At 72.4% G+C, this 21,520-nt stretch carries 26 protein-coding genes and 1 tRNA gene; 16 read left to right on the top strand and 11 right to left on the bottom strand.

The window, feature by feature from the left end; genetic code table 11:
- Positions 1-26 precede the first annotated feature (26 nt).
- The 3 genes from FFG40_RS17070 to FFG40_RS06390 form a co-directional block, all read right to left on the bottom strand.
- The gene (locus tag FFG40_RS17070) at positions 27-182 is read right to left on the bottom strand and encodes a hypothetical protein (protein ID WP_155896774.1); all 156 of its coding nucleotides are present in this window, start codon (positions 180-182) and stop codon (positions 27-29) included.
- 240 nt (positions 183-422) lie between these two features.
- Positions 423-1,130, bottom strand: a complete 708-nt coding sequence (gene mtnN / locus FFG40_RS06395; RefSeq protein ID WP_110864380.1) for a 5'-methylthioadenosine/S-adenosylhomocysteine nucleosidase — start codon at positions 1,128-1,130, stop codon at positions 423-425.
- 59 nt (positions 1,131-1,189) lie between these two features.
- Positions 1,190-2,146, bottom strand: coding sequence for a serine hydrolase (locus tag FFG40_RS06390; protein WP_138802638.1), 957 nt, complete (start codon positions 2,144-2,146; stop codon positions 1,190-1,192).
- Positions 2,147-2,211: 65 nt separating this feature from the next.
- Between FFG40_RS06390 and FFG40_RS06385 the strand changes: the two genes are divergently transcribed.
- The 4 genes from FFG40_RS06385 (at position 2,212) to FFG40_RS06370 (ending at position 4,989) form a co-directional block, all read left to right on the top strand.
- Positions 2,212-2,544 (top strand): hypothetical protein, encoded by a 333-nt coding sequence (locus FFG40_RS06385; protein ID WP_138802637.1) that lies wholly within the window; start codon positions 2,212-2,214, stop codon positions 2,542-2,544.
- A gap of 107 nt (positions 2,545-2,651) precedes the next feature.
- Positions 2,652-3,779, top strand: a complete 1,128-nt coding sequence (locus tag FFG40_RS06380; RefSeq protein WP_185974114.1) for an NAD(P)/FAD-dependent oxidoreductase — start codon at positions 2,652-2,654, stop codon at positions 3,777-3,779.
- Positions 3,779-4,801 carry an arsenic resistance protein gene (locus tag FFG40_RS06375; protein WP_185974113.1) on the top strand — a complete coding sequence of 341 codons (1,023 nt, stop codon included), beginning with the start codon at positions 3,779-3,781 and terminating at the stop codon, positions 4,799-4,801. Before FFG40_RS06380 ends, FFG40_RS06375 begins: the two co-directional genes overlap by 1 nt.
- Positions 4,798-4,989, top strand: coding sequence for a hypothetical protein (locus tag FFG40_RS06370; protein ID WP_138802635.1), 192 nt, complete (start codon positions 4,798-4,800; stop codon positions 4,987-4,989). The genes FFG40_RS06375 and FFG40_RS06370 overlap by 4 nt, the downstream gene beginning before the upstream one ends.
- A gap of 121 nt (positions 4,990-5,110) precedes the next feature.
- Here FFG40_RS06370 and FFG40_RS06365 read toward each other — a convergent pair whose 3' ends face one another.
- Complete coding sequence (locus tag FFG40_RS06365) at positions 5,111-5,713, bottom strand: TetR/AcrR family transcriptional regulator (RefSeq protein ID WP_138802634.1); 603 nt, start codon at positions 5,711-5,713, stop codon at positions 5,111-5,113.
- Positions 5,714-5,867: 154 nt separating this feature from the next.
- On the opposite strand from FFG40_RS06365, the gene FFG40_RS06360 reads away from it, so the two are divergent.
- The 5 genes from FFG40_RS06360 (at position 5,868) to FFG40_RS06340 (ending at position 10,278) form a co-directional block, all read left to right on the top strand.
- Positions 5,868-6,818 (top strand): chlorophyllase/cutinase-like alpha/beta fold protein, encoded by a 951-nt coding sequence (locus tag FFG40_RS06360; RefSeq protein ID WP_138802633.1) that lies wholly within the window; start codon positions 5,868-5,870, stop codon positions 6,816-6,818.
- Positions 6,815-7,792 carry an SDR family NAD(P)-dependent oxidoreductase gene (locus FFG40_RS06355; RefSeq protein WP_138802632.1) on the top strand — a complete coding sequence of 326 codons (978 nt, stop codon included), beginning with the start codon at positions 6,815-6,817 and terminating at the stop codon, positions 7,790-7,792. Before FFG40_RS06360 ends, FFG40_RS06355 begins: the two co-directional genes overlap by 4 nt.
- A gap of 61 nt (positions 7,793-7,853) precedes the next feature.
- A complete protein-coding gene (locus FFG40_RS06350; protein WP_260678801.1) occupies positions 7,854-8,309 on the top strand; it encodes a GNAT family N-acetyltransferase in 456 nt (151 codons plus the stop codon).
- A gap of 30 nt (positions 8,310-8,339) precedes the next feature.
- The gene (locus FFG40_RS06345) at positions 8,340-9,806 is read left to right on the top strand and encodes an SDR family oxidoreductase (RefSeq protein WP_138802630.1); all 1,467 of its coding nucleotides are present in this window, start codon (positions 8,340-8,342) and stop codon (positions 9,804-9,806) included.
- Between the two features lie 100 nt (positions 9,807-9,906).
- Entirely contained in the window at positions 9,907-10,278 is a 372-nt protein-coding gene (locus FFG40_RS06340) for a hypothetical protein (RefSeq protein WP_138802629.1), read from the top strand.
- Between the two features lie 256 nt (positions 10,279-10,534).
- Here FFG40_RS06340 and FFG40_RS06335 read toward each other — a convergent pair.
- Positions 10,535-10,606: transfer RNA gene (locus FFG40_RS06335), tRNA-Gln, on the bottom strand.
- Positions 10,607-10,685: 79 nt separating this feature from the next.
- Between FFG40_RS06335 and FFG40_RS06330 the strand changes: the two genes are divergently transcribed.
- On the top strand, positions 10,686-11,180 hold the full coding sequence (locus FFG40_RS06330) for a MarR family winged helix-turn-helix transcriptional regulator (RefSeq protein ID WP_138802628.1): 495 nt from the start codon (positions 10,686-10,688) through the stop codon (positions 11,178-11,180).
- 47 nt (positions 11,181-11,227) lie between these two features.
- A complete protein-coding gene (locus tag FFG40_RS06325) occupies positions 11,228-11,704 on the top strand; it encodes a VOC family protein (protein WP_138802627.1) in 477 nt (158 codons plus the stop codon).
- A 6-nt stretch (positions 11,705-11,710) separates the two neighbouring features.
- Here FFG40_RS06325 and FFG40_RS06320 read toward each other — a convergent pair whose 3' ends face one another.
- From FFG40_RS06320 to glp, 6 genes are all read right to left on the bottom strand, one after another.
- Positions 11,711-13,558 carry an ABC-F family ATP-binding cassette domain-containing protein gene (locus tag FFG40_RS06320; RefSeq protein WP_027465089.1) on the bottom strand — a complete coding sequence of 616 codons (1,848 nt, stop codon included), beginning with the start codon at positions 13,556-13,558 and terminating at the stop codon, positions 11,711-11,713.
- 231 nt (positions 13,559-13,789) lie between these two features.
- On the bottom strand, positions 13,790-14,188 hold the full coding sequence (locus FFG40_RS06315; RefSeq protein WP_051596635.1) for a PLDc N-terminal domain-containing protein: 399 nt from the start codon (positions 14,186-14,188) through the stop codon (positions 13,790-13,792).
- Between the two features lie 85 nt (positions 14,189-14,273).
- The gene (locus FFG40_RS06310) at positions 14,274-14,714 is read right to left on the bottom strand and encodes a molybdenum cofactor biosynthesis protein MoaE (protein ID WP_138802626.1); all 441 of its coding nucleotides are present in this window, start codon (positions 14,712-14,714) and stop codon (positions 14,274-14,276) included.
- Positions 14,711-15,223, bottom strand: coding sequence for a molybdenum cofactor biosynthesis protein B (locus FFG40_RS06305; RefSeq protein WP_138802625.1), 513 nt, complete (start codon positions 15,221-15,223; stop codon positions 14,711-14,713). The genes FFG40_RS06310 and FFG40_RS06305 overlap by 4 nt, the downstream gene beginning before the upstream one ends.
- A complete protein-coding gene (gene moaC / locus FFG40_RS06300) occupies positions 15,220-15,708 on the bottom strand; it encodes a cyclic pyranopterin monophosphate synthase MoaC (protein WP_138802624.1) in 489 nt (162 codons plus the stop codon). The genes FFG40_RS06305 and moaC overlap by 4 nt, the downstream gene beginning before the upstream one ends.
- Positions 15,705-16,931, bottom strand: a complete 1,227-nt coding sequence (glp, locus tag FFG40_RS06295; RefSeq protein ID WP_260678800.1) for a gephyrin-like molybdotransferase Glp — start codon at positions 16,929-16,931, stop codon at positions 15,705-15,707. The genes moaC and glp overlap by 4 nt, the downstream gene beginning before the upstream one ends.
- 106 nt (positions 16,932-17,037) lie before the next feature.
- On the opposite strand from glp, the gene FFG40_RS06290 reads away from it, so the two are divergent.
- From FFG40_RS06290 to FFG40_RS06270, 5 genes are all read left to right on the top strand, one after another.
- A complete protein-coding gene (locus FFG40_RS06290; protein WP_138802622.1) occupies positions 17,038-17,973 on the top strand; it encodes an MTAP family purine nucleoside phosphorylase in 936 nt (311 codons plus the stop codon).
- Positions 17,970-19,040 carry an NAD(P)-dependent oxidoreductase gene (locus tag FFG40_RS06285; protein ID WP_138802621.1) on the top strand — a complete coding sequence of 357 codons (1,071 nt, stop codon included), beginning with the start codon at positions 17,970-17,972 and terminating at the stop codon, positions 19,038-19,040. The genes FFG40_RS06290 and FFG40_RS06285 overlap by 4 nt, the downstream gene beginning before the upstream one ends.
- Before the next feature lie 373 nt (positions 19,041-19,413).
- Positions 19,414-20,163 (top strand): glycosyltransferase family 2 protein, encoded by a 750-nt coding sequence (locus FFG40_RS06280; protein ID WP_027465082.1) that lies wholly within the window; start codon positions 19,414-19,416, stop codon positions 20,161-20,163.
- Complete coding sequence (locus tag FFG40_RS06275) at positions 20,160-20,819, top strand: DUF2064 domain-containing protein (RefSeq protein WP_138802620.1); 660 nt, start codon at positions 20,160-20,162, stop codon at positions 20,817-20,819. Before FFG40_RS06280 ends, FFG40_RS06275 begins: the two co-directional genes overlap by 4 nt.
- Entirely contained in the window at positions 20,816-21,478 is a 663-nt protein-coding gene (locus FFG40_RS06270) for a bifunctional 2-polyprenyl-6-hydroxyphenol methylase/3-demethylubiquinol 3-O-methyltransferase UbiG (RefSeq protein ID WP_138802619.1), read from the top strand. Before FFG40_RS06275 ends, FFG40_RS06270 begins: the two co-directional genes overlap by 4 nt.
- The last annotated feature ends 42 nt before the right edge of the window (positions 21,479-21,520 follow it).

Here is a 21,520-nt window from a genome sequence, read left to right as displayed (position 1 = left end):
GGCGGGCACTTCGTGGCTGCCGCTGGTTACCGCTGGACCGCTTCCGGTGCGTCGTCGCGGAAGAAGTCGCTGCCACTGTGCGTGTAGCCGACCTCACCCGTCCGACGCCACTGCTTGCGGACGCGCTTGAAGGTGGTGATGCGTGCGGGTTCGACGTTCTCGTCGCTCGTGTAGGCGCTCATGGCTCATCTCCCTGTGTGATTGGCCGTGGTTCCTTGGCCCCCCGGGATGGAGGCTAGCGAGGGCCTCGGAGCCGAGTTCGCGATCCATCCCGGAACGTCCGTGGAACGCAATTCCGGCCGCCTGATGGCCGCGGAACGCAGGCACGGACGCGACCAAGCGGGATGGACTGGAGGCCCGGATCACCGCCGGCAGACCGGCGGCGGCGAGTCACGCCTCCAGGCCGGTGCACCGGTGCGGACTCAGGAACGCAGGCCGAGCACCAGGTCGTGGACCACGCGCGCTGCGCGCGCCGCGGCGTCGTCCAGGTGCTCGCGGAACTCGGCGCCGTCCGGCGCGCAGAGGTCGCTGATGCACCGGACCGACACGAACGGCATGTCGTGCACGTGGGCGAACTGCGCGATCGCGGCCGACTCCATGTCGACCGCGGCCACCTCGGGGAACGCGACCCGGAGCGCGCGGGCACGGCCCTCGGTCACGAAGACCTCGCTCGAGCCGATCGTCGCCGACCGCAGCGGCCACGCGATGTCGGCGCCCATCGCCAGCTCGACGAGCCGGGCGTCCGGCGCGTAGCCGGTCGGCATGCCGGGGACCTGGCCCAGGGCGTAGCCGAACGCGGTGGCGTCGGCGTTGAGGTTGACGTACCGGTCGCCGACCACGACGTCACCGATGGCGACACCGTGCATGAGCCCGCCGGCGGTCCCGACGCTGATGACCGGGATGCCCGGGCCGAAGTCGTGGAAACCGTGGGCGACCGCGGCCGTGGCGTTCGTGAAGCCGATGCCGCTGCGGCGCACGACGACCGTGGCGCCGCCGATGTCGAGCAGCTGGTGCGGGTCGTGGCCACCGACGGGGCCGTCGAGGACGGGGACGCCGCCGAAGAGGTCGGCGAAGGCCGAGACCTCTTCGCTCATGGCCGCGATGATGATCGCGACGGGTTGCTGCTGCACTGATCGATCCTCCCACGCCGGGCGCGCGCGGACGTGCAGGTCGGATGGTCGGATGGTCGCTACCGGCGGGGGTCCTGGCGGGCCAGCTCGTCGGCGACGAAGACGGCGAGCGCGTCGGCGCCGAAGTGGTCGTCGGCGGTGATGGTGACGACGGTGCCGGGGTCGTTGCTCGCCTCGGTCTCGTCGAACAGCAGCATCTGCCCGTACGCACCGTGCAGCCGCCAGAGCCGCCCGGGGCCACCCCACCCCGCCATCGCGTACCGCTCGTAGCCGGGGCCGGTGCCCTCGCGCTCCACCCAGTCGGTGTGCATCGCGTCGCACCACCGCGCGCTGACGATCCGCTGTCCGTCGACGACCCCGCGGTCGCGGATCAGGTGCCCGATGCGGGCGAGTTCCTCGGTGCTGAGCGACAGCCCCTCGCCGCCGGCGACGAACCCGTTCGGGCAGCGCTGCCACTCGACGTCCCGGATGCCGAGCGGCGCGAACAGCCGTTCGGTGACGAACGCGCCGACGTCACCGACCCGGGTCTCGAGCACGCGCATCGCGGTGTAGGTGCTGGCGTTCGCGTACTGGAACACCCGGCCGCGGGACGGGCGCCGCAGGAACTCGGCCGCCAGGTCCGGCCAGTCCGTCAGTTCGGTCGCCGACCAGGGCATGTCGATCCCGCTGATCATGGTGAGCAGGTGGCGGAGGGTGACCCGGTCGACGCCGTCGCCGAGGACGAGGCCGGTCTCCGCCCCGAGGCCGGTGCCGGCCAGGTACGTCGCGATCGGTTCGTCGAGGTCGACCAGGCCGTCGTCGGCGGCGATGCCGGCGGCCAGGACGCAGACTCCCTTGGCGGCGGAGTGGACCTCGCGCCGGACGTCGGGGGTCCAGTGGCGCTCGGCGACGTCGTCCGCGGTGCCGTCGGTGCCCGGAGCCGCAGTCCGCGTGCGCACGTGGATGCCGTGTGCGGCGAACCCCGTTGCGTCGATGTGCCGGACGACGGCGTCGAGGATGGTCGCAGCGGTGTGCACACCCCATCCTCTCGTGTCCGGGCGGCTGCGGGCACGGGCAGGGGCCGCCGCGTACCGTCCGGCTCGTGTCCGACGAACAGCCCCGCCGCCCCGATCCCACCCGCGTCGGCGACCAGCCCGCACTCCGGACGGCGTCGGGCTCGAACTGGCTCGTGTGGGGAGCCGTCACGGCCGTCATCGTCGCCGCGGTGATGGTGCTCATGGCGATCCGAGCGCCGGCGATCGGATGGCCGGCGCTGGTGCTCGTCGTCGTGTTGTTCGTGGCGATGGTCGTGGTGCGGACGGCCGTCCGGCCGCAACGGACCCGACTCGTCACCCTGGCCGTGCTCGACCTCGGCATCGTGGTCGTCGGGTTGGTGGCGACCCTGGCGGTGCTGTACTCGACCCCGGCGGGCTGATGCCGCAGTAGCTTGTTGATAAGTCTTCTCACTAAGATGGCGTGCAGCGACCACACGACGGTGGCCGTTCCATCGACGCAGCCACAGCTGCTGGGAAGACCGACCCCATGCCAGCACCACACCCCACCGAGACCCTCGACGCCCTCGTGGTCGGAGCCGGACCGGCCGGCGTCGGCACCGGCCTGGCACTCCACGCCGTCGACGGCCTGCTGTTCGGCGTCGTCGAACGCGGCGTCGTCGGGGACACGTTCCGGCGGTGGCCCGAGCACCAGCGGTTCCTGACGCCGTCCTTCACCGGGAACGGGTTCGGGGCCACCGACCTCAACGCGGTCCACCCGCGCACCTCACCCGCCTACAGCCTGGGGACCGACTACCCCTCGGGGCCGGAGTACGCCCGGTACCTGCGCGGCGTCGTCGCGGCCTTCCACCTGCCGACCCTGCTCGGCACCGAGGTCGAGCGCATCGAGCCGGACGACGACGGCTTCCGCGTGACCACGAGCCGCGGCCCCGTCGTCACCCGCAACGTGGTCTGGGCCGGCGGCGAGTTCTCCGACCCGATCCTGCCCCGTTGCGCGGGCACCTCGCTCGGGGTGCACGCGTCCGCCGAGGCAGCCTGGGTGGCGCGGTCCGGACACGTGGTGGTCTTGGGTGGCTTCGAGTCCGGCATCGACCTGGCGTGCCACCACGTCGAGCAGGGGGCGACGGTGACGGTCGTCGACCCGTCCCACCCCTGGGACGCCGGCAGCGGGTCCGACCCGTCGTTCCGCCTCGCCCCGCGGACCCGTCAACGGCTCGCGGCCGCGCGGGCCAGTGGACGCCTCACCCTGGTCGACGACGGCCAGGTCACCGGCATCAAGCGGTCCGGAGACGGGTTCACCGTCGGGGTCGCCGGACGGACCGCCCTGGGCGCGGACGCGCCACCGATCCTCGCCACCGGGTACGGCCCGGGGCTCGGACCGGCCGCGAGCCTGTTCGACACCCGCGCGGACGGCTGGCCGCTGCTCACCGAGGACGACGAGTCGACCACCACGCCCGGGCTGTTCCTGGCCGGCACGGCACTGCGCCACGGAGGGCTGCAGTTCTGCTTCGTGTACAAGTTCCGGCAGCGGTTCGCCCACGTCGCCCGCGTCATCGGCGAACGAGCCGGGCGCGACTGCGGCGCCCTGCAGGAGTGGGATGACGCCGGGATGCTCACCGACGACCTGAGCTGCTGCGGTGTCGAATGCGCGTGCTGATGCCGGCACAGCGGCCAGCCCACCCCGCCGGCGCACGGCTCTGGGCCACCCCCGCGATCGTCGGCGGCGCCATCCTGGTCGGGTCGGTGATCGGCGGGGCCTCCCCCGCGAGCGGCGACGCCATGGGCTCAGTGGTGGACCCGTTGGTGATCACCCTGGTCGTCGCCCTGTTCGTCGACGTCCCACTGCGCCGCCTCCCACGGACGACGGGCGCGTGGAAGGTCATCGGCATCGCCTGGAGCTTGAACTTCCTGCTCGCCCCGCTCGTCGCCTTCCTGCTGACCCGCGTGGCCCTGCCCGGACACCCGGCCGTCCAGCTCGGCGTGATGCTGTACTTCCTGGCACCCTGCACCGACTGGTTCCTGGCGTTCACCCGCCTGAGCGACGGGGACACCGCTGTCGGGGCGACCCTGCTGCCGATCAACATGGTCACCCAGCTGCTGCTGTTCCCGGTGTGGATCACGGTCCTGGGCGGCAACGCCGGCATCGATGCCGTGGGGACCGTCGGCACCCTGCTGCAGTGGTTCGTCCTGCCCGCCGCGATCGCCGTGGTGATCCGCCTCGGGATCTCACTGCTGCCGGACGGCGCCCGAGCCCGCGCCGCCGCCCTGCCCGGCCGCGCAGTTCCCTGGATCGTGGGCGCGATGGTCGCCGGGCTCTTCGCCTCGCACATCGCGCTGCTGCTGGCGAACCTGCCGGTGTTCGTCGCCGTGCTGGGGTGCGCGGTGGTCTTCTTCGCCGTCGTGTTCATCGCGGCCGAGTGGGCGTCACGCCTCGCCGCACTGCCGTACCCGCGGTCGGCGCTGCTCGCGATGACGACGGCAGCGCGCAACGCGCCCCTGATGATCGGGCTGACGAGTGCCGCACTCCCCCACCAGCCACTGGTCACCACGGCGATCGTCGTCGGCATGCTCGTCGAGTTCCCGCACCTGCTCGCGGTCCGCCACCTGCTGCTGCGTCGGCGACGTGGTCAGCACGCCGAGCGACCCCTGCGCGGCGCCACAGCGTGGGGGCACCCGTGACGCATCGGGTCCGACTCGTCGTCGCGCCCACCGAGCGGCGGGTGATCGAGACCGAGCACGACGACCGGCGGACGGCGCTCCTGCTCGCGCTGGGCCAGGTGCCGCTCGGGTACACGGTCACCGACGTCGACGTGCTGCCGGAACACGAGGACACAGAGGGCTGCCCCACGGAGCCGGACGCGGTCTGAACGGGGCGCTCCGACGGCGCTGGTGCGGCCCGAGACGGTCGCGACGCCGGACGGGAGGCCCGTGACGGGCCCGCACCGCGTCTCCAGTCCGGTGCCGGTCGCGACCAGTGCACGTGGCCGGCTACGCGCTGTCGGTCACCGTCGGCTGCGCCTGCCGCAGCCCGGTGACCAAGAGGGTCACGATCGTCCGGACGTCGTAGTCGGGGTCCTTGGGACTCCACGCCACCAGGTCACCGACGGCCCGGAGCAGCTGGTACGGCGGGGTCGGTGCGGCCACCTCGCCGGACGCCCGCGCGGCGTCGAGCAGCCGGCCGAGCACGGGCACGAGCTCGTCGACGAACAGCGTGTGCAGCGCCGTGAAGCCGTCGGCGTCGCCCTCCCAGACACGCGCCAGGCCGTGCTTGGTGCCGAGGAAGTCGACGAACTGGTGCACCCAGCGCAGCAGGGCGGCGAACGGTGTCGGCTCCGAGTCGAGCAGCGCCGGCCCGGCGTCGACCAGGGCCTCGATCTGGTGCCGGTAGACGGCGACGACCAGGTCCGAACGGGTCGGGAAGTGCCGGTAGAGCGTACCCACCCCGACACCGGCGGCGGTGGCGACCTCGCGCACCGGTGCGCCGACGCCCGAGGCCGTGAAGACCGCGGCAGCGGCGTCGAGGATCGTGCGCTCGTTGCGCTCGACGTCGCGACGGCGACGCGGCACGGGGTCGGTCGACGGGGTGCTCATGCGTCGATCATCGCACGACGCAGACGGAATGCGGAACAACGCTCCGCTTCCTCTTGCAATCCGGATCGTTGTTCCGTATCGTTCCGGAACGTCGCTCCGTTTCGGACGACGATCGCTCCGACCACGGGCGACACCGCATCCCGGAAAGGCCCACATGGCACCCACAGCACCTCGACCGCAGGTCATCAGCGTGCGCCCCGTCACGCTTCCCGCACCCTCGCGTGGTCAGGACCTCGAGGTCCGGATCACCGCACCGACGACCGGCACGGACCTGCCCGTCATCGTCTTCGCCCACGGCTTCGGCCAGTCCATGACCGGCGGCGACCCCCTGGTCGACCACTGGACCGCGAACGGCTTCGTCGTCGTCCAGCCGACCTTCCTCGACGCGAAGGCCTACGGGCTGACGCTCGAGGACCCGCGCTACCCGACCATCTGGCAGACGCGCGTCGACGACCTCGAGCGGGTGCTCGACGACCTCGACCAGATCATCGACGCGGTCCCCGGTCTGAGCGGGCGCGTCGACACCGCCCGCCTCGCCGCAGTCGGACACTCGTGGGGCGGACAGTCCGTGGGGATGCTGCTCGGGGCCCGCGTCCTGGACGCCGACGGGCGGCCGGGCGAGGACCGCACCGACCACCGCGTGCGCGCCGGGGTCCTGCTGTCCACCACCGGGATCGCGCGCGGCGACCTCGCGCCGTTCGCGCAGGAGCACTTCGCGTTCATGAGCCCCGACTTCGGCCAGCTGCACACCCCGTCACTCGTCGTCGCCGGCGACCACGACCAGTCCCAGCTCTCGACGCGAGGCCCGGACTGGTTCACCGACGTCTACCACCTGAGCCCCGGTGCCCGGCACCTGGTGACCGTCCACGGCGGCGAGCACCTGCTCGGCGGGATCCAGGACTACGAGTCGACCGCCACCACGGACGAGAGCCCCGAGCGTGTGGACCTCGTCCGCCACACCACGACGGCGTTCCTCCGGACCGAGCTCGGCCTCGACCCCGACGCGTGGTCGGCGATCGCCGACGCCGTCGGCCCTGCCACCGCCGACGCGGCCGGCCCTGCTGCCGCCGTCGGCCACATCGAATCGAAGGAGCACCACTCGTGATCACCGACCAGCACCCCCTGCCCAGCGGCTTCACCGCCGCGTCCACCGCTGCCGACGTCCTGGACGGCGTCGACCTGACCGGCCGGAACGTCGTCGTGACCGGCGGACACAGCCGCCTCGGCCGTGAGACCAGCCGCGCCCTCGCGGCAGCCGGCGCCGACGTCACCGTCGCCTCCCGTGACGTCGACCGGGCATCCGCAGCCGTCGCCGACATCCCGGGCATCCACGTCGAGGCCCTCGACCTCACCGACCCGTCGTCGGTCGATGCCTTCGCCGCGCGCTGGTCGGCCTCCGGCCGCCCGCTGCACATGCTCGTGAACAGTGCCGCGATGCTCTTCACCCCGGACCGCCGACTCGACGGCCGCGGCAACGAACAGGCGTTCTCGACGACGCACCTCGGGCACTTCCAGCTCACGCGGGCGCTCCTCCCAGCCCTCCTGGAGGCCCGTGGTGCGCGGGTCCTGACCGTCACCTCCGGTGCGGCGCGGTTCGGGCAGATCCGGTGGGACGACCTGACGTTCGCGCACGGGTACGACCCGGTCACCGCGTACGGCCAGTCGAAGCGCGCCAACGTCCTGTTCACGGTGGAGCTCGACCGGCGGTACGCCGACCAGGGCATCCGAGCCTTCGCCGCGCACCCGGGCGTCATCATCGGACCCGGCCCGCACGACCCGACGGCGCTGGCGTCGTACCGGGAGCAGGGACTGGTCGACGACCACGGGGTGACCGTCATCGATCCCGAGGTCGGCAAGAAGACCGTCGAGCAGGGCGCAGCGACGCTCGTGTTCGGTGCCGCGAGCCCGCTGCTCGACGGCGTCGGCGGGGTCTACCTGAAGGACAGCGACGTCGCCGTGATCGACGACCGGGTCCTGCCCCTCACCGCCGACCGCATCCCGTCGGACGCGAACTCGGCGATGCTCGACGCCGACGATGCCCGGCGGCTGTGGGAGGTCAGCGAGGGACTCCTGGCCTGATCACCGTCGGCCGGGGGCCTCGTCTGCCCACTGTTCTCGTCGTCCTCGCTACTGTGTGACGGTGCTGACCGTGCGGATCGAGAGCCCCCGGCAGGACGACGTCCTGCACCTGCTGCAGCAGGGCGATGACTACGGGCTGAGCCTCTACCCGGCCGAGAACTACCACGCCCTCGACGTCGACGACCTGGACCAGCCCGACGTCACGTTCCTGGTGGCGCGCGAGGACGGCACCGCCCTCGGCACGGTGGCGCTCGTCGACGCCGGCGACGGCATCGGCGAGGTCAAGCGCATGTTCGTGAGCGACGCCGCGCGTGGGCTCGGCGTGGGGACGCGGCTGCTCGACGCCCTGCACGACCGGGCCCGCGCGGTCGGCATCGGGACCGTCCGGCTCGAGACCGGCCTGCCGCAGGCCGCGGCGATCGCGCTGTACCGGAAGGCCGGGTACGCGGACATCCCCCGGTTCGGCCCGTACGTCGACGATCCGACGAGCGTGTGCATGGAGCAGCAGCTCGTCTGATCGGTGCTCGGTCCCGACGTAGGATCGCGTGTGAGCTCCGAGCACCCCGAACCCAGCGGCATCGACCCCGACGACCTGACCGTCGCGCTCCGGGTGCTCGAGCAGCTGCCGTCGATCGACGAGACGCACCCGGACTTCATCCGGGTCCGCCAGGCCACCGCGAAGATGTTCAAGGCCGTCAAGCGCGCGCACCGTCTCGAGAAGCGCGGCGTCATCGCCGAGGCCGACCGCCGAGTGATCGCCGCCACCGCCACCGGGGCCGCCGACCGGATCGACGACGAGACCCGCGGCGTCCTGATCAGCGCCTCGACCGCGTCGACCACCGCGGGCACCCTGCTGAAGTCACGGCCCTGCTACATGTGCAAGCAGCACTACACGGTCGTCGACGCGTTCTACCACCAGCTCTGCCCGGCGTGCGCGCGCATGAGCCACGCGAAGCGCGACGCCCGGACGGACCTGACCGGCAAGCGGGCGCTGCTCACGGGCGGTCGCGCGAAGATCGGCATGTACATCGCCCTCCGGCTGCTGCGCGACGGGGCCCACACCACCATCACCACGCGGTTCCCCCGCGACGCGGTGCGCCGGTTCGCGAGCCTGCCCGACTCCGCCGACTGGATGGACCGTCTGAGGGTCGTCGGCATCGACCTGCGTGACCCCGCCCAGGTGATCGGGCTCGCCGAGGACGTCGCCGCCTCCGGCCCCCTCGACATCCTGATCAACAACGCCACGCAGACCGTGCGCCGGTCGACCGGGGCCTACCAGCCACTGGTCGACGCGGAACTCGCGCCGCTGCCCGACGGACCGCTGCCCGAACTCGTGACCTTCGGGCACACGAACGACCAGCACCCGCTGGCGCTCGCCCGCTCGGTGGCCGCGCACCCGATCCTCGCGGCCGCCGCAGCCCGAGCCGACGAGCTGACCGAACAGGCGATGGCGCCGGGATCGAGCTCGCTCGAACGGCTCGCCCTGGGCACCGCGATCGACGCCGGTGGCCTGGTCCCCGACCTGCACGACGAGAACTCGTGGACCCAGCAGGTGGACGAGGTCGACCCGCTCGAGATGCTCGAGGTCCAGCTGGCCAACACCACGGCGCCGTTCATCCTCATCTCGAAGCTCCGCCCCGCGATGGCCGCAAGCACGGGACGGCGCACCTACGTGGTGAACGTCAGCGCCATGGAAGGCGTGTTCGGCCGCGCCTACAAGGGGCCGGGTCACCCGCACACGAACATGGCGAAGGCCGCCGTGAACATGCTCACCCGCACGAGCGCGCAGGAGATGTTCGAGACCGACAACATCCTGATGACGAGCGTCGACACCGGCTGGATCACCGACGAACGGCCGCACCCCACGAAGGTCCGGCTCGCCGAAGAGGGCTTCCACGCGCCGCTCGACCTGGTCGACGGGGCAGCCCGCGTCTACGACCCGATCGTCCGGGGCGAAGCCGGTGAGGACGTGTTCGGTGTCTTCCTGAAGGACTACGCGCCGAGTTCGTGGTGACGAGCGGCTGACCGGGTCGGTTCCGTCATCAATCCGCACGGGATCGACAACGAAGCGATCCATGTCGACAACGTCAGTGGAGTCAACCAGGAGTCCCGAAATGCTGGAAGCCTTCTTCCTCTCGTCCATGGACAGCAAACGGTTCTCGTCCGTCTTCCGGTGCACGGTGGAACGACCGATCGAGCTGCCCAACGGTCACCATGCGCTGATGGTGAGCTGCGATCCGCCGTTGAACGGTCAGGAACTCGGCCACCCGCTCGGCATCGGAGAGTTGTTGCTCTGGAGTCGGTTCGAGGACGAAGACCTCTGGACGTTCCCCGCCTTCCCGCACTTCGTGCAGATCAGCCTGCCTGACGCGGACGTGCGTCCCCATGCCATGCCCGCGAGCATCGCATGGGGCGAGATCTACAAGACCGAAGCAGACGCGCACGCCCATGAGATGAGCGCTCGCCCGCGCTCCTCGCCCGAGTGATCGAGTTACTCCGCATGCTCCATCAGTCGCGCGAACCTCGCGACGAGGTAGCAGGAAGCAGGAAGCGATCCGTATCGAGGTCACGACCATGCCCCTGGACCTACCCGTGGCGGCCTGACCCCGGGCCGGCTTTGAACTGAACAGGCCGACCCCAGTCGCTCGGCGCTGAAGGTGCCACGGGAAGTCTGCGCGTGTCCGGCGGCGCATCGGAACGAATAGACCGAACCGATTCCGACGATCGGCCTATCGGTCCCCGCTCCGCCTCCAGGATTCGAACCCGGACCTAACGGCACCAAAGGCCGTCGTGCTGCCATTACACCAAGGCGGAACGCACCCGGAGGTGCTCCTCCATCCTCCCACGACCGACGAGGCTGGCTGTCCGCTCCGGGTTCGGCCAAGATGGTGGGATGCCGCATCAGGACGAGGTCGATCGCATCGTCGCGGCGTGGGGTCGTGAGCGTGCCGACCTCGACTTCGGCCCGCTCGAGGTGCTGTCCCGCGTGGACCGGCTCGCCCGGCACCTGGACCGCGCCCGGCGGACGGCGTTCGACGCAAGCGACATGGAGCCGTGGGAGTTCGACGTCCTGTCGGCCCTGCGGCGGGCGGGTGAGCCCTACGAGCTGAGCCCGAAGACCCTGCTGCAGCAGACCCTGGTGTCGAGCGGCACGATGACGAACCGGGTGGACCGCCTGGCTGCCCGCGGCTTCGTGGGGCGACGGACCGACCCGAAGGACGGCCGCGGGATCCTCGTCTCGCTGACGGGCAAGGGCCGGGTGGCGGTGGACGCGGCGATCGCGGACCTGCTGGCCGCCGAGCGGGACATCCTGTCCGGGGTCTCCGCCGACCAGCAGGGCCAGTTGGCCGGGCTGCTCCGCCGACTCATCCTGGGCCTCGGGGACTGACCGACAGCGTGACACGGGCCGAGCGGCCCCGGCGTAGCGTGCGCCGCATGCACGCCGTCACCCTCGCCGTCGCCGACGTCGCTCGATCGGCCGAGTTCTACCGCGCCCTGCTCGGCATCGAGGGCAGCGGGGTCATCGGCACCGAGTACCCCGCCACCGAGACACAGGCCGGCGGCACCACGGCGATGTTCACCCTCGACGACGGGCTGATCATCAGCGTCTACGGCCGTGACGACATGGCGAAGGACTCCGGCGTGCAGCTGGCCACGGCACCGAGCAGCACGATCGGGCACTTCACGGGCAGTCAGGCCGAGGCCGAGGCCTTCCTCGAGCGGGCGCAGGCAGCGGGCGCCACGATGCCCGAACCGCCGTACACGCGCCCGTGGGGCATGTGGTCCGGCTTCTTCCAGGACCCGGACGGCCACCTGTGGGAGGTCGTGGCGAACCCCGGTGGTGGGGCCCCCGAGGACGCCACACCGTCGGACAGCAGCCAGGACGCGGTCGACCCCGCGACCGTCGAGTAGACCGGCTCAGACCCCGAGCAGCTCCGCGACCTCGAGCCAGCGCTCCTCGAGCTGCTCGACCTCGGCCTCGAGCGCACCGAGCTTCGCCTGCAGTTCGCCGAGTCCGGCGTAGTCGGACTGGTCGTGCGTCGCGAACTGGTCGAGCAGCTTCTTGCGGTCCGCGCCGACCTTCGCGATCTTGCGGTCGAGCGCCGACATCTCCTTCTCGGCCGTCCGCCGGTCCGCTCCCGACAGGGCGGACGCACCAGCGGCCGTGGACCCGGCCACGGCACCGGCCGAGCCGGTCCCGCCGACGGTGTCGGGCCTCCCGGCAGACGCGGCGGCAGCCGCAGAGGCGGTCCCGCCACCGGTGCCGGCCTCGCGCAGACGCATGTACTCGTCGACGCCGCCGGGCAGGTGGCGCAGGTGCCCGCCGAGCACGGCGTACTGCTGGTCGGTGACGCGCTCGAGCAGGTACCGGTCGTGGCTGACGACCAGCAGGGTGCCGGGCCAGGTGTCGAGCAGGTCCTCCATGGCGGCGAGCATGTCGGTGTCGAGGTCGTTGGTGGGCTCGTCGAGGATCAGCACGTTCGGCTCGTCGAGCAGGATGAGCATGAGCTGCAGGCGCCGCTTCTGCCCACCGGACAGGTCCTTGACCGGCGTGGAGAGCTGCTCCGAGGTGAAGCCGAGCCGCTCGAGCAGCTGCGACGGCGTCATCTCCTTGCCGTCGGCGACGTAGCTCGTCTTCTTGCGGGCCACCACCTCGCGCACGCGGTCGTCGGCGAACTGCTGCAGGTCGGCGAGCTGCTGGTCGAGGACCGCGACCTGCACCGTCTTGCCGGTCTTCACCCGCCCGCTCGTCGGCTGCAGCCGCCCGGAGACCAGGTTGAGGAGCGTGGACTTGCCGGCGCCGTTCGGGCCGAGGATGCCGGTCCGCTCCCCCGGAGCGATGCGCCACTCGATGCGGTCGAGGATCTGCGTGCCGTCGAACGAGACGCTCACGTCGAGCAGGTCGACGACGTCCTTGCCGAGGCGCGCGGTCGCCGTCCGGGACAGCGCGACCGTGTCGCGGATCGGCGGGACGTCGTCGATCAGGGCGTTCGCCGCGTCGATGCGGAACTTCGGCTTGCTCGTGCGGGCCGGGGCACCGCGGCGGAGCCACGCGAGCTCCTTGCGGGCCAGGTTCTGGCGGCGCTGCTCAATCGTGGCGGCCTGCCGGTCACGCTCGACGCGCTGCAGGATGTACGCGGCGTAGCCACCTTCGAAGGGGTCGACGACGCCGTCGTGGACCTCCCACGTGTCGGTCGACACCGCGTCGAGGAACCACCGGTCGTGCGTCACGACGACCATGCCGCCCTGGTTCGACGACCAGCGGCGGTTGATGTGCCCGGCGAGCCACTCGATGCCCTCGACGTCCAGGTGGTTGGTCGGCTCGTCCAGGAACAGGACGTCCCAGTCGCCGACCAGCAGCCGCGCGAGGGCCACACGGCGACGCTGCCCACCGGACAGCTCGTCGACGCTGACGTCCCACGGGATGTCCGAGACCAGACCGCCGATGATGTCGCGGATCTTCGGGTCACCGGCCCACTCGTGCTCCTCGAGGTCGCCGACGACGGTGCTGCCGACGGTCGCGCCCTCGGGAAGGATGTCGCGCTGGTCCAGGTAGCCGATGGTCAGGCCACGACGGTGCGTGACGCGGCCGCCGTCCGGCTCGAGTCGCTGGGACAGCAGTGCGAGGAGGGTCGACTTGCCGTCGCCGTTCCGGCCGACCACGCCGATCCGGTCACCCTCGTCGATGCCGAGGGTGACGTTGTCGAAGACGACCTTGGTGGGGAACTCGAGATGCAGGTTCTCGGCGCCGAGGAGATGTGCCACGCGTCAAGGGTAGGTGGCGCGGCGGGGTGGTGGGTGCGGGGCGGGTGGTTCGGGTGGGCGGGTGGCTCTGGGCGCACGGTGCGACCTTGTTCGAGTGGTGCGAGGTTGCCCGCACGGTGCGAGCCTGTGGCGGCACACGGAGCGCGCAACCTCGCACCCGCCTACAGACCGCGCACGGTGCGACGGCGAGGCGGCGCTCCGCTCGTCGGTGCGACGGCCTGGAGGCCCGGGTCAGCTCGCGGGAGCGGCGTCGCCTTCGCCCGCGGCTTCCTTCGCGCGCTTCAGGCGGGCCTGCGCCTCCCAGTACTCGATCTCGCGCTCGAGCTCGGCGAGCTCCTGCTCGGTACCGGTGACGCGCTTGGCGCCGTGGGCACTGCGGGCGTCGCCGAGGGTGGCGTACCGGTCCTCGTGGCGGGTGGGCTCGATGTAGCGACCGTGGTTCCGTTCGCCCGGAGCCCAGTCGTGGCCGATGGCGAACCAGACGATGCTGCCGACGACGGGGACCAGGATCACGAGGATCACCCACGCGATCTTCGGCAGGCCGCGGATCTGGTCATCCGTCTTCGTCAGGATGTCGATCAGGGCGAAGACCAGCAGGATGACGGTGATCCCGGGCAACAAGACGCTCATGTTCGCGATTCTATGGATCCGCTTGGAGTCTCACCATGCCCCGAACGAGCGTCCCGGTTGCGAAGGTGCACAGGGTGGGGACCCGTCACAGCGCAGCGACCCACTCGTCCGTCCCGTCGGTGAACCGCTGGTGCTTCCAGATCGGCACGCGATCCTTCACCAGGTCGACCAGGGCACCGCACGCGGCGAACGCCTGCGCCCGGTGCGACGACGACACCGCTGCGGCGAGCGCGACGTCACCGATGCCGAGCGCCCCGACGCGGTGCAGCACGGCGATCCGGACGTCGGGGTGGTCCTCGGCGATGGTCCGGGCGACGTCGGTGATGACCTCGCCGGCGCTGGGGTGCCGCTCGTAGTCGAGCGCGGTGACGCCCTTGCCACCGTCGTGGTCTCGGACGATGCCGGCGAAGGTCACCACGGCGCCGTCCTGCTCGGTGGCCACCACGGCTGCGACCTCGTCGACGCTGATGTCGCGGTCGACGACGTCGGCCAGCACGACCCGTGCGGTGGCCTCGGTGCTGCTCACGAGGCGCTCCGCGGGGCGTGGCCCTCGCCGTGCACCTGGGCGACCACGTGGTCGAGCACACCGTCGAGCACGGCGAGCCCGTCGGACACCCCGCCGCGCGACCCGGGCAGGGTGACGAGCAGGCAGCCGGCGTTCGTGACCCCGGCGACGCCGCGGGTGAGCAGCGCAGTCGGGCCGGCGCCCCCGAGTCCGCGTCGACGGATCTCCTCGGTGATGCCGGGCAGTTCGAGGTCGATCAGCCCCGCCACCGCCTCGGGGGTCCGGTCGGTCGGGGTGACCCCGGTGCCGCCGGTGGTGATGACGACACGTGCGTCGGCCAGGAGTTCGGCGGTGACGGTCTCGGTGATCGCGCCGCCGTCGGGGACGATGATCGGGTCGCTCGTCGTGAACCCGCGGTCGCGCAGCCAGTCGGCGATGACGGGTCCGGTGCGGTCGAGTGCGGGGTCGGCGGCGGCCTGCGTGGACACCACGACGACGGCGGCCCGGCCCCTGGTCGGCTCGGCGGTCATCGGTTGCTCCAGTCCCCGGAGCGCCCGCCGTGCTTCTCGAGCACGCGCACGTCCGTGATCACGGCCGCTCGGTCGACGGCCTTCACCATGTCGTACACCGTCAGGGCGGCGACGCTCGCCCCGGTCAGGGCTTCCATCTCGACGCCGGTGCGCGAGGTCGTGCGGACCGACACCTCGATCAGCACCCGGTCGTCGGAGCCGGTGATGTCGACCTGCACGCCGGCGAGCGGCAGCGGGTGGCACAGCGGGATCAGGTCGGAGGTCTTCTTCGCCGCCATGATCGCGGCGATCCGGGCGGTGCCGACGACCTCGCCCTTGGGCAGCGAGCCGTCGAGGATGCGTGCGACGACGTCGGGGCGTGTGACGACGGTGGCGGTGGCGGTGGCCGACCGGTCGGTGACGTCCTTCGCGGAGACGTCGACCATGTGCGCGCTGCCGTCGGCGCGGACGTGCGACAGCTGGTCGGAGGCGGACGGGTCGGTCATCGGAGGCTCCAGACGGTCAGGGGGTCGCCGGGTTCGACGGTGTCGACCCCCACGGGGACGTGCACCAGGTGGGTGGCGGCGGCGTAGTGCACGAGCAGGTGTGAACTCGGCCCACCGACGAAGTGCACGGCCCCGTCCTGCACCCGGCCTCGACGGACCTGGTGCTTGCCGACGGGTGAGCCGGCCGCGGACGCCGCCGGCAGGACCTGCGTGGGGCGGTCCGGCACGAGTCCGACGGCGGGGGCGAGCAGGGGGCGCAGGAACACCTCGAACGAGACGAGCGCCGAGACCGGGTTGCCGGGGAAGGACACGACCGGTACGGCGCGACCGTCTCCGAACACGACGCTGCCGAACGCCTGCGGCCCACCGGGTTGCATCGCGACCGGCGTCACCGCGAGTCCGCGGGGCTCGAGCGCCTGCCGGACGACCTCGTACGCACCGGCGCTGATGCCCCCGGTGGTCAGCACGAGGTCAGCCCAGTCCCCCACGGCTGCATCGATCGCCCGGTCGAAGGCAGCGACGTCGTCAGGCACCCGGACGGCCCGCGAGTCCGCACCGACCTGAGCCAGGGCGGCCCGGAGCGCGATGCCGTTCGCGTCGCCGATGGTCGCCGCGTCCGTGTCGGCGCCCTGCAGCTCCGAGCCGGTCGAGACGACGAGGACCCGCAGTGGTCGGCGTACGAGCACGGTGGCCACCCCGGCCGAGGCGAGCGCACCGAGCAAGGCGGGCGTCACCGGGGCTCCGGCCGGAGCGAGCTCGGCACCGGCGGGCAGGTCGCTGCCGGTGACCCGCACGAACGTGCCGGCGGTCAGGTCAGCGGGTGCCGTCACCCGTGTCAGCTCGAGCGCCGCCGGGAACGCACCGGGCTCGGTCGCCTCGACCGGGAACACCGCGTCGGCACCGGTCGGGATCCGTGCACCGGTCATGATCGGCGCGGCCGTGCCGGGCTCGAGCGGCTCGGGCACCACGCCGGCCGGGATCGGGGCGACGACCCGGACGGCCCGCCCCGCGTCCGCGGCCCGCACGGCGAACCCGTCCATCTGACTGTTGTCGAACGGCGGCAGCGGAACGGGCGAGGCGACGGCTCCCGCGAGCACGCGGTGAGCAAACCCGGCACCCACACCGGCGAGTTCGTCGAGCGGCAGTTCTTCCGCTCCGAGGCCCGCCACCACCGGCGCGAGCAACGCCGCCAGGTCGTCGCGGTGCTGACCGATCGTTCGCACAGGTGCCTCCGAACAGGGGTTGGTGGCGCCGCTCCCGGTTCGCCCGGTGGCGCCGTCAGTAGCGTATCCAGCGCGCAGCCCGCGCCGACGACCAACCGGAGGACCTGTGGAGAACGACGAAGCCGTGACGATCGGTGTCATCGGAGGCTCCGGCCTCTACCAGCTGTTCGAGGAGGGCACCGCCGACGAGCTCGACGTCCCGACCCCGTTCGGCCCGACGTCGAGCCCGATCAGCATCGGCACGATGGCCGGACGACGGGTCGCGTTCCTGACCCGCCACGGCCGTGAGCACTCCGTCGCCCCGCACCGCATCAACCACCGTGCGAACGTCTGGGCGCTCCGTTCGCTCGGCGTCCGCGCGATCGTGTCCTCGAGCGCCGTCGGCGGCCTGCACCCCGACTACGCCCCGGGCACCTTCGTCGTGACCGACCAGCTCATCGACCGCACCTGGGGCCGCGCCGACACGTTCTTCGAGGACGACGTGCAGCACCTGTCCTTCGCCGACCCCTTCGACCCGACGCTCCGCCGCGCGGCGATCGACGCCGTCGCCGGACTCGACGTGCCGTTCCGTCCGACCGGCACCTGCGTCGTCATCCAGGGTCCCCGGTTCTCCACCCGCGCCGAGTCCGTCTGGCTCCGCCAGGCCGGCGGCCACACGATCAACATGACGATGACGCCCGAGGTCCCCCTGGCCGCCGAACTCGGCATCGCCACCGTGAACCTGTCGTTCGTCACCGACGCCGACGCCGGCCTGGCCCCGACCGAGGACGAGGCCGCAGCTGCCGCCGCATCCGCAGCCGCAGCCAGCGGCCCCGACGTCGACGACGCCGGGGCTGTCGTCACCCACGCGCTCGTCATGGAACGCCTCGCCCGTGCCAACGAGGTCATCGTCCGAGCCATCGGCCAGATCGTCGCCGCGATCCCCGCCGACTTCACGCCGCGTGAGCTCGTGCCGACCAGCGCGAGCGCCAGCATCATGCGGATCCAGCCCACCGCCGCCAGCGCCACCCAGGCCCAGCCCAACACGGGCCCCACCGCATGAGCCGCCTCCTCGTCACCGGCGGCGCCGGCTTCATCGGCTCCGCGATCGTCCGCCGCGCCCTGGCCGACGGCCACGAGGTCCGCGTCCTCGACTCCCTGCGCGACGACGTGCACGGCGACCCCGCCGAGGTCATCCACGCCCACCAGCAGCAGGGCATCGCGTTCGTGCACGGCGACGTCCGCGACCGGGTCGCCCTCGACGCCGCCCTCGACGGCATCGACGTCGTGTGCCACCAGGCCGCCAAGGTCGGCCTCGGCGTGGACTTCCAGGACGCCCCCGACTACGTCTCGTCGAACGACGCCGGCACCGCCCACGTCCTCGCCGGCATGGACCGGCACGACATCGGCCGGCTCGTCGTCGCCAGCTCGATGGTCGTCTACGGCGAGGGCGCGTACACCACCGCCTCCGGCGAACCCACCCGTCCGCCGGCCCGCCGCCGCGAGGACCTCGACGCCGGCCGCTTCGACCCCATCGGTCCCGACGGTCAGCCCCTGCTGCCCGGCCTGATCGACGAGTCCGCCGCGCTCGACCCCCGCAACGTGTACGCGCAGACGAAGGTCGCGCAGGAGCACCTCGCCTCGAGTTGGGCCCGTGCCACCGGGGGCCGCGCGATCGCGCTCCGGTACCACAACGTCTACGGGCCGGGCATGCCGGCGAACACCCCCTACGCCGGTGTCGCGTCCCTGTTCCGCTCGGCGCTGGCCCGCGGCGAGGCACCCCGGGTCTTCGAGGACGGCGCCCAGCGACGCGACTTCGTGCACGTCGACGACGTCGCCGGAGCGAACGCCGCCTCGATCGAGGCGACCGCCGAGCTGCCGTCGGACACGTTCCGCGCGTACAACGTCGGCTCCGGCACCGTGCACACCATCGGTGACATGGCCGCCGCGATCGCCGGACCCGACGGCCCGCAGCCGGTCGTCACGGGCGAGTACCGCCTGGGCGACGTCCGCCACGTCACCGCGAGTTCAGCACGCATCGCCGCCGAGCTCGGTTGGCACGCCGAGGTCGACTTCGAGGCCGGCATGCGCGACTTCGCGACGGCACCGCTCCGCAGCGCCGTCCGCTAGCCGGAACGCGTGCGCGAGCGGCGCACCGCTGGCCGCGCCTGAGAGCGCGACCAGCCACCGGACGGGAGGCCCGTGACGGCCCCGCCCCGCGCCTCCCGTCCGCAGCCCCCGCCCCCACGGCCCCGCAGGACGCCGTCGTGCCGGCACCACGCCCCCGGGTGCGCGAGACGCCGCCATATTCGGCGGCGTCTCGACGACACGACGGCGTCTTGCGACACCCACTCGCGAACCCTGTCCCCCGTTCTGGGGACCGGACGCAAGACGAGCGCGCTGAACGACCAGGACCCGGCAGTTTCCTGTACCCCGCAGCGCGTCGTCGTGTTGTGTCGAGTGCATGCCAGGACAGACCCGTCGATCCGACCGACCGCACCGAATGACGGACATGACTGTCGACGTGATCCTGCCGTGCCTCGACGAGGCGGATGCCCTGCCGAAGGTCATCGCGCGCCTCCCCACGGGCTACCGGGCCATCGTCGTCGACAACGGATCGACCGACGGATCGGCCGACGTCGCCCGCGCCCACGGTGCCCTCGTGGTGACGGAACCCGTCAAGGGGTTCGGTTCGGCCTGCGCCGCCGGGGTCGCCGCGGCGACCGCCGACTTCGTCGCGTTCTGCGACGCCGACGCCTCGATGGACCCGGCCGAGCTCCCGCCCCTGGTCGACCGCGTGGCCAGTGGCCGCGTCGACCTGGCACTCGGCCGTCGCGTCCCGACCGGCCGCGGTGCGTGGGCCCCGCACGCGCGCTTCGCGAACCGCGTCCTCGCCGTCCTCATGCACCGCGCGACCGGCTACCGACTGCGCGACCTCGGCCCGATGCGTGTGATGCGCCGCGAGGACCTCGTCTCACTCGACCTGCGTGACCGCCGCAGCGGCTACCCGCTGGAGATGGTCCTGGCCGCGCACGCCGCCGGCTGGCGCGTCGACGAGTCCGACATCGGGTACGCGCAGCGCATCGGTGACAGCAAGGTCACCGGCACGCTCCGCGGCACGATCAACGCGGTGCGGGACATGTCCCGTCTGCTCCGTGCGTACCGCCGGGAGGCCCGTGTCCGGGTCGTCGCACCGGGGCCGCTCCGCCAGGCGGCGGAGTCCACCCCCGTGGTCGAGGAGGCCCGCTCGTGACCGCCACCCACGCCAGCGACGCTGCGCGCGCCGACGTCACCGTCGCCGTCGTGGCGAAGGAGTGCCTGCCCGGCAAGGTGAAGACCCGGCTGACGCCGGCGCTCTCCCCCGAGGGCGCCGCACGCGTCGCGTCCGCGAGCCTCGCCGACACCCTGGCCACCGTCCGCGCACTGCCCGCGGCCCGCCGGGTCCTGTTCTTCGACGGCGACGTCGTGCCCGCCGCGGCCGACGGGTTCGAGGTGCTGCACCAGCCCGGTGGCGGCCTGGACGAGCGCCTCGGGTTCCTGTTCGACGCCGTCGACGCTCCGCTGCTGCTCGTCGGCATGGACACCCCGCAGGTGTCCACCGCGGACCTCGCCCCGGTGTTCGAGGACGCCGCCCGCGACGCCTGGTTCGGCCCGGCCGAGGACGGCGGCTTCTGGTCGCTGTACCTGCGACAGCCCACCGGCGACCTGCTGCGCGGCGTCCCGATGTCGCGCGACGACACCGGAGCCGTGCAGCTCGCACGCCTGACCGATGCCGGACTCGACGTGGGCGTGCTCGGGGAGCTGCTCGACGTCGACACGATCCCGGACGCCGAGCGGGTCGCCGACCTCGCACCCGACTCCGACTTCACCCGGGCACTCCGTGCCGAGACCGTGGGGAGCACCCGATGACCATGCACGCACCCGTCTCGTTCGGTGCCGGCGGCGGCGAGCCGTACGCCCGCGCCCTGCGCACCGACGGCCACCTGCGCCTGACCGACGCCGACCGCCCCGACGCCGTCACCACGATGGACGTCGGCCGTTGGAGCGCCGCCGCCGACCGTGTCGACCGCTCGCTCCTCGACGACGTCGACGGCGGGGTCATCGACATCGGCTGTGGTCCGGGCAGGATGCTCGTCGCCGCACGGTCCCGGGGCATCCCGGCGCTCGGCGTGGACGTCTCCGCCGAGGCCGTGGCCATCGCCCAGCGCTCCGGCGGCACCGCCCTGCAGGGCTCCGTGTTCGACGCGGTGCCCGACGAGGGCCACTGGGACACCGCGCTGGTGATCGACGGCAACATCGGCATCGGTGGTGACCCAACGGCCCTGCTCGCCCGCTGCCGCGAGATCGTACGAGCCGGCGGCCGGGTCATCGTCGAGACGAACCCCGAAACCTCGGCCGACCGCGTGTACACCGCGCGGGTGGTGGACGCCGACGGCAACGAGAGCGCCGGGTTCCCGTGGGCCGAGGTCGGCCTCGACGCCCTGCACCGGCACGCGGCGGACGCCGGGATGGTCCCGCGGCAGAGCTGGACGGCCGAGGGCCGGAACTTCTGCGAGCTGCTCGCCTGACCGGGCCGCGGCACGATCGACCGTGACATCCGTCACGGTCGA

This window comes from Curtobacterium sp. KBS0715 (genome assembly GCF_005938005.2).
In the GTDB taxonomy this organism is placed as follows: domain Bacteria; phylum Actinomycetota; class Actinomycetes; order Actinomycetales; family Microbacteriaceae; genus Curtobacterium; species Curtobacterium flaccumfaciens.
This window is presented reverse-complemented; position numbering and strand designations above follow the sequence as displayed.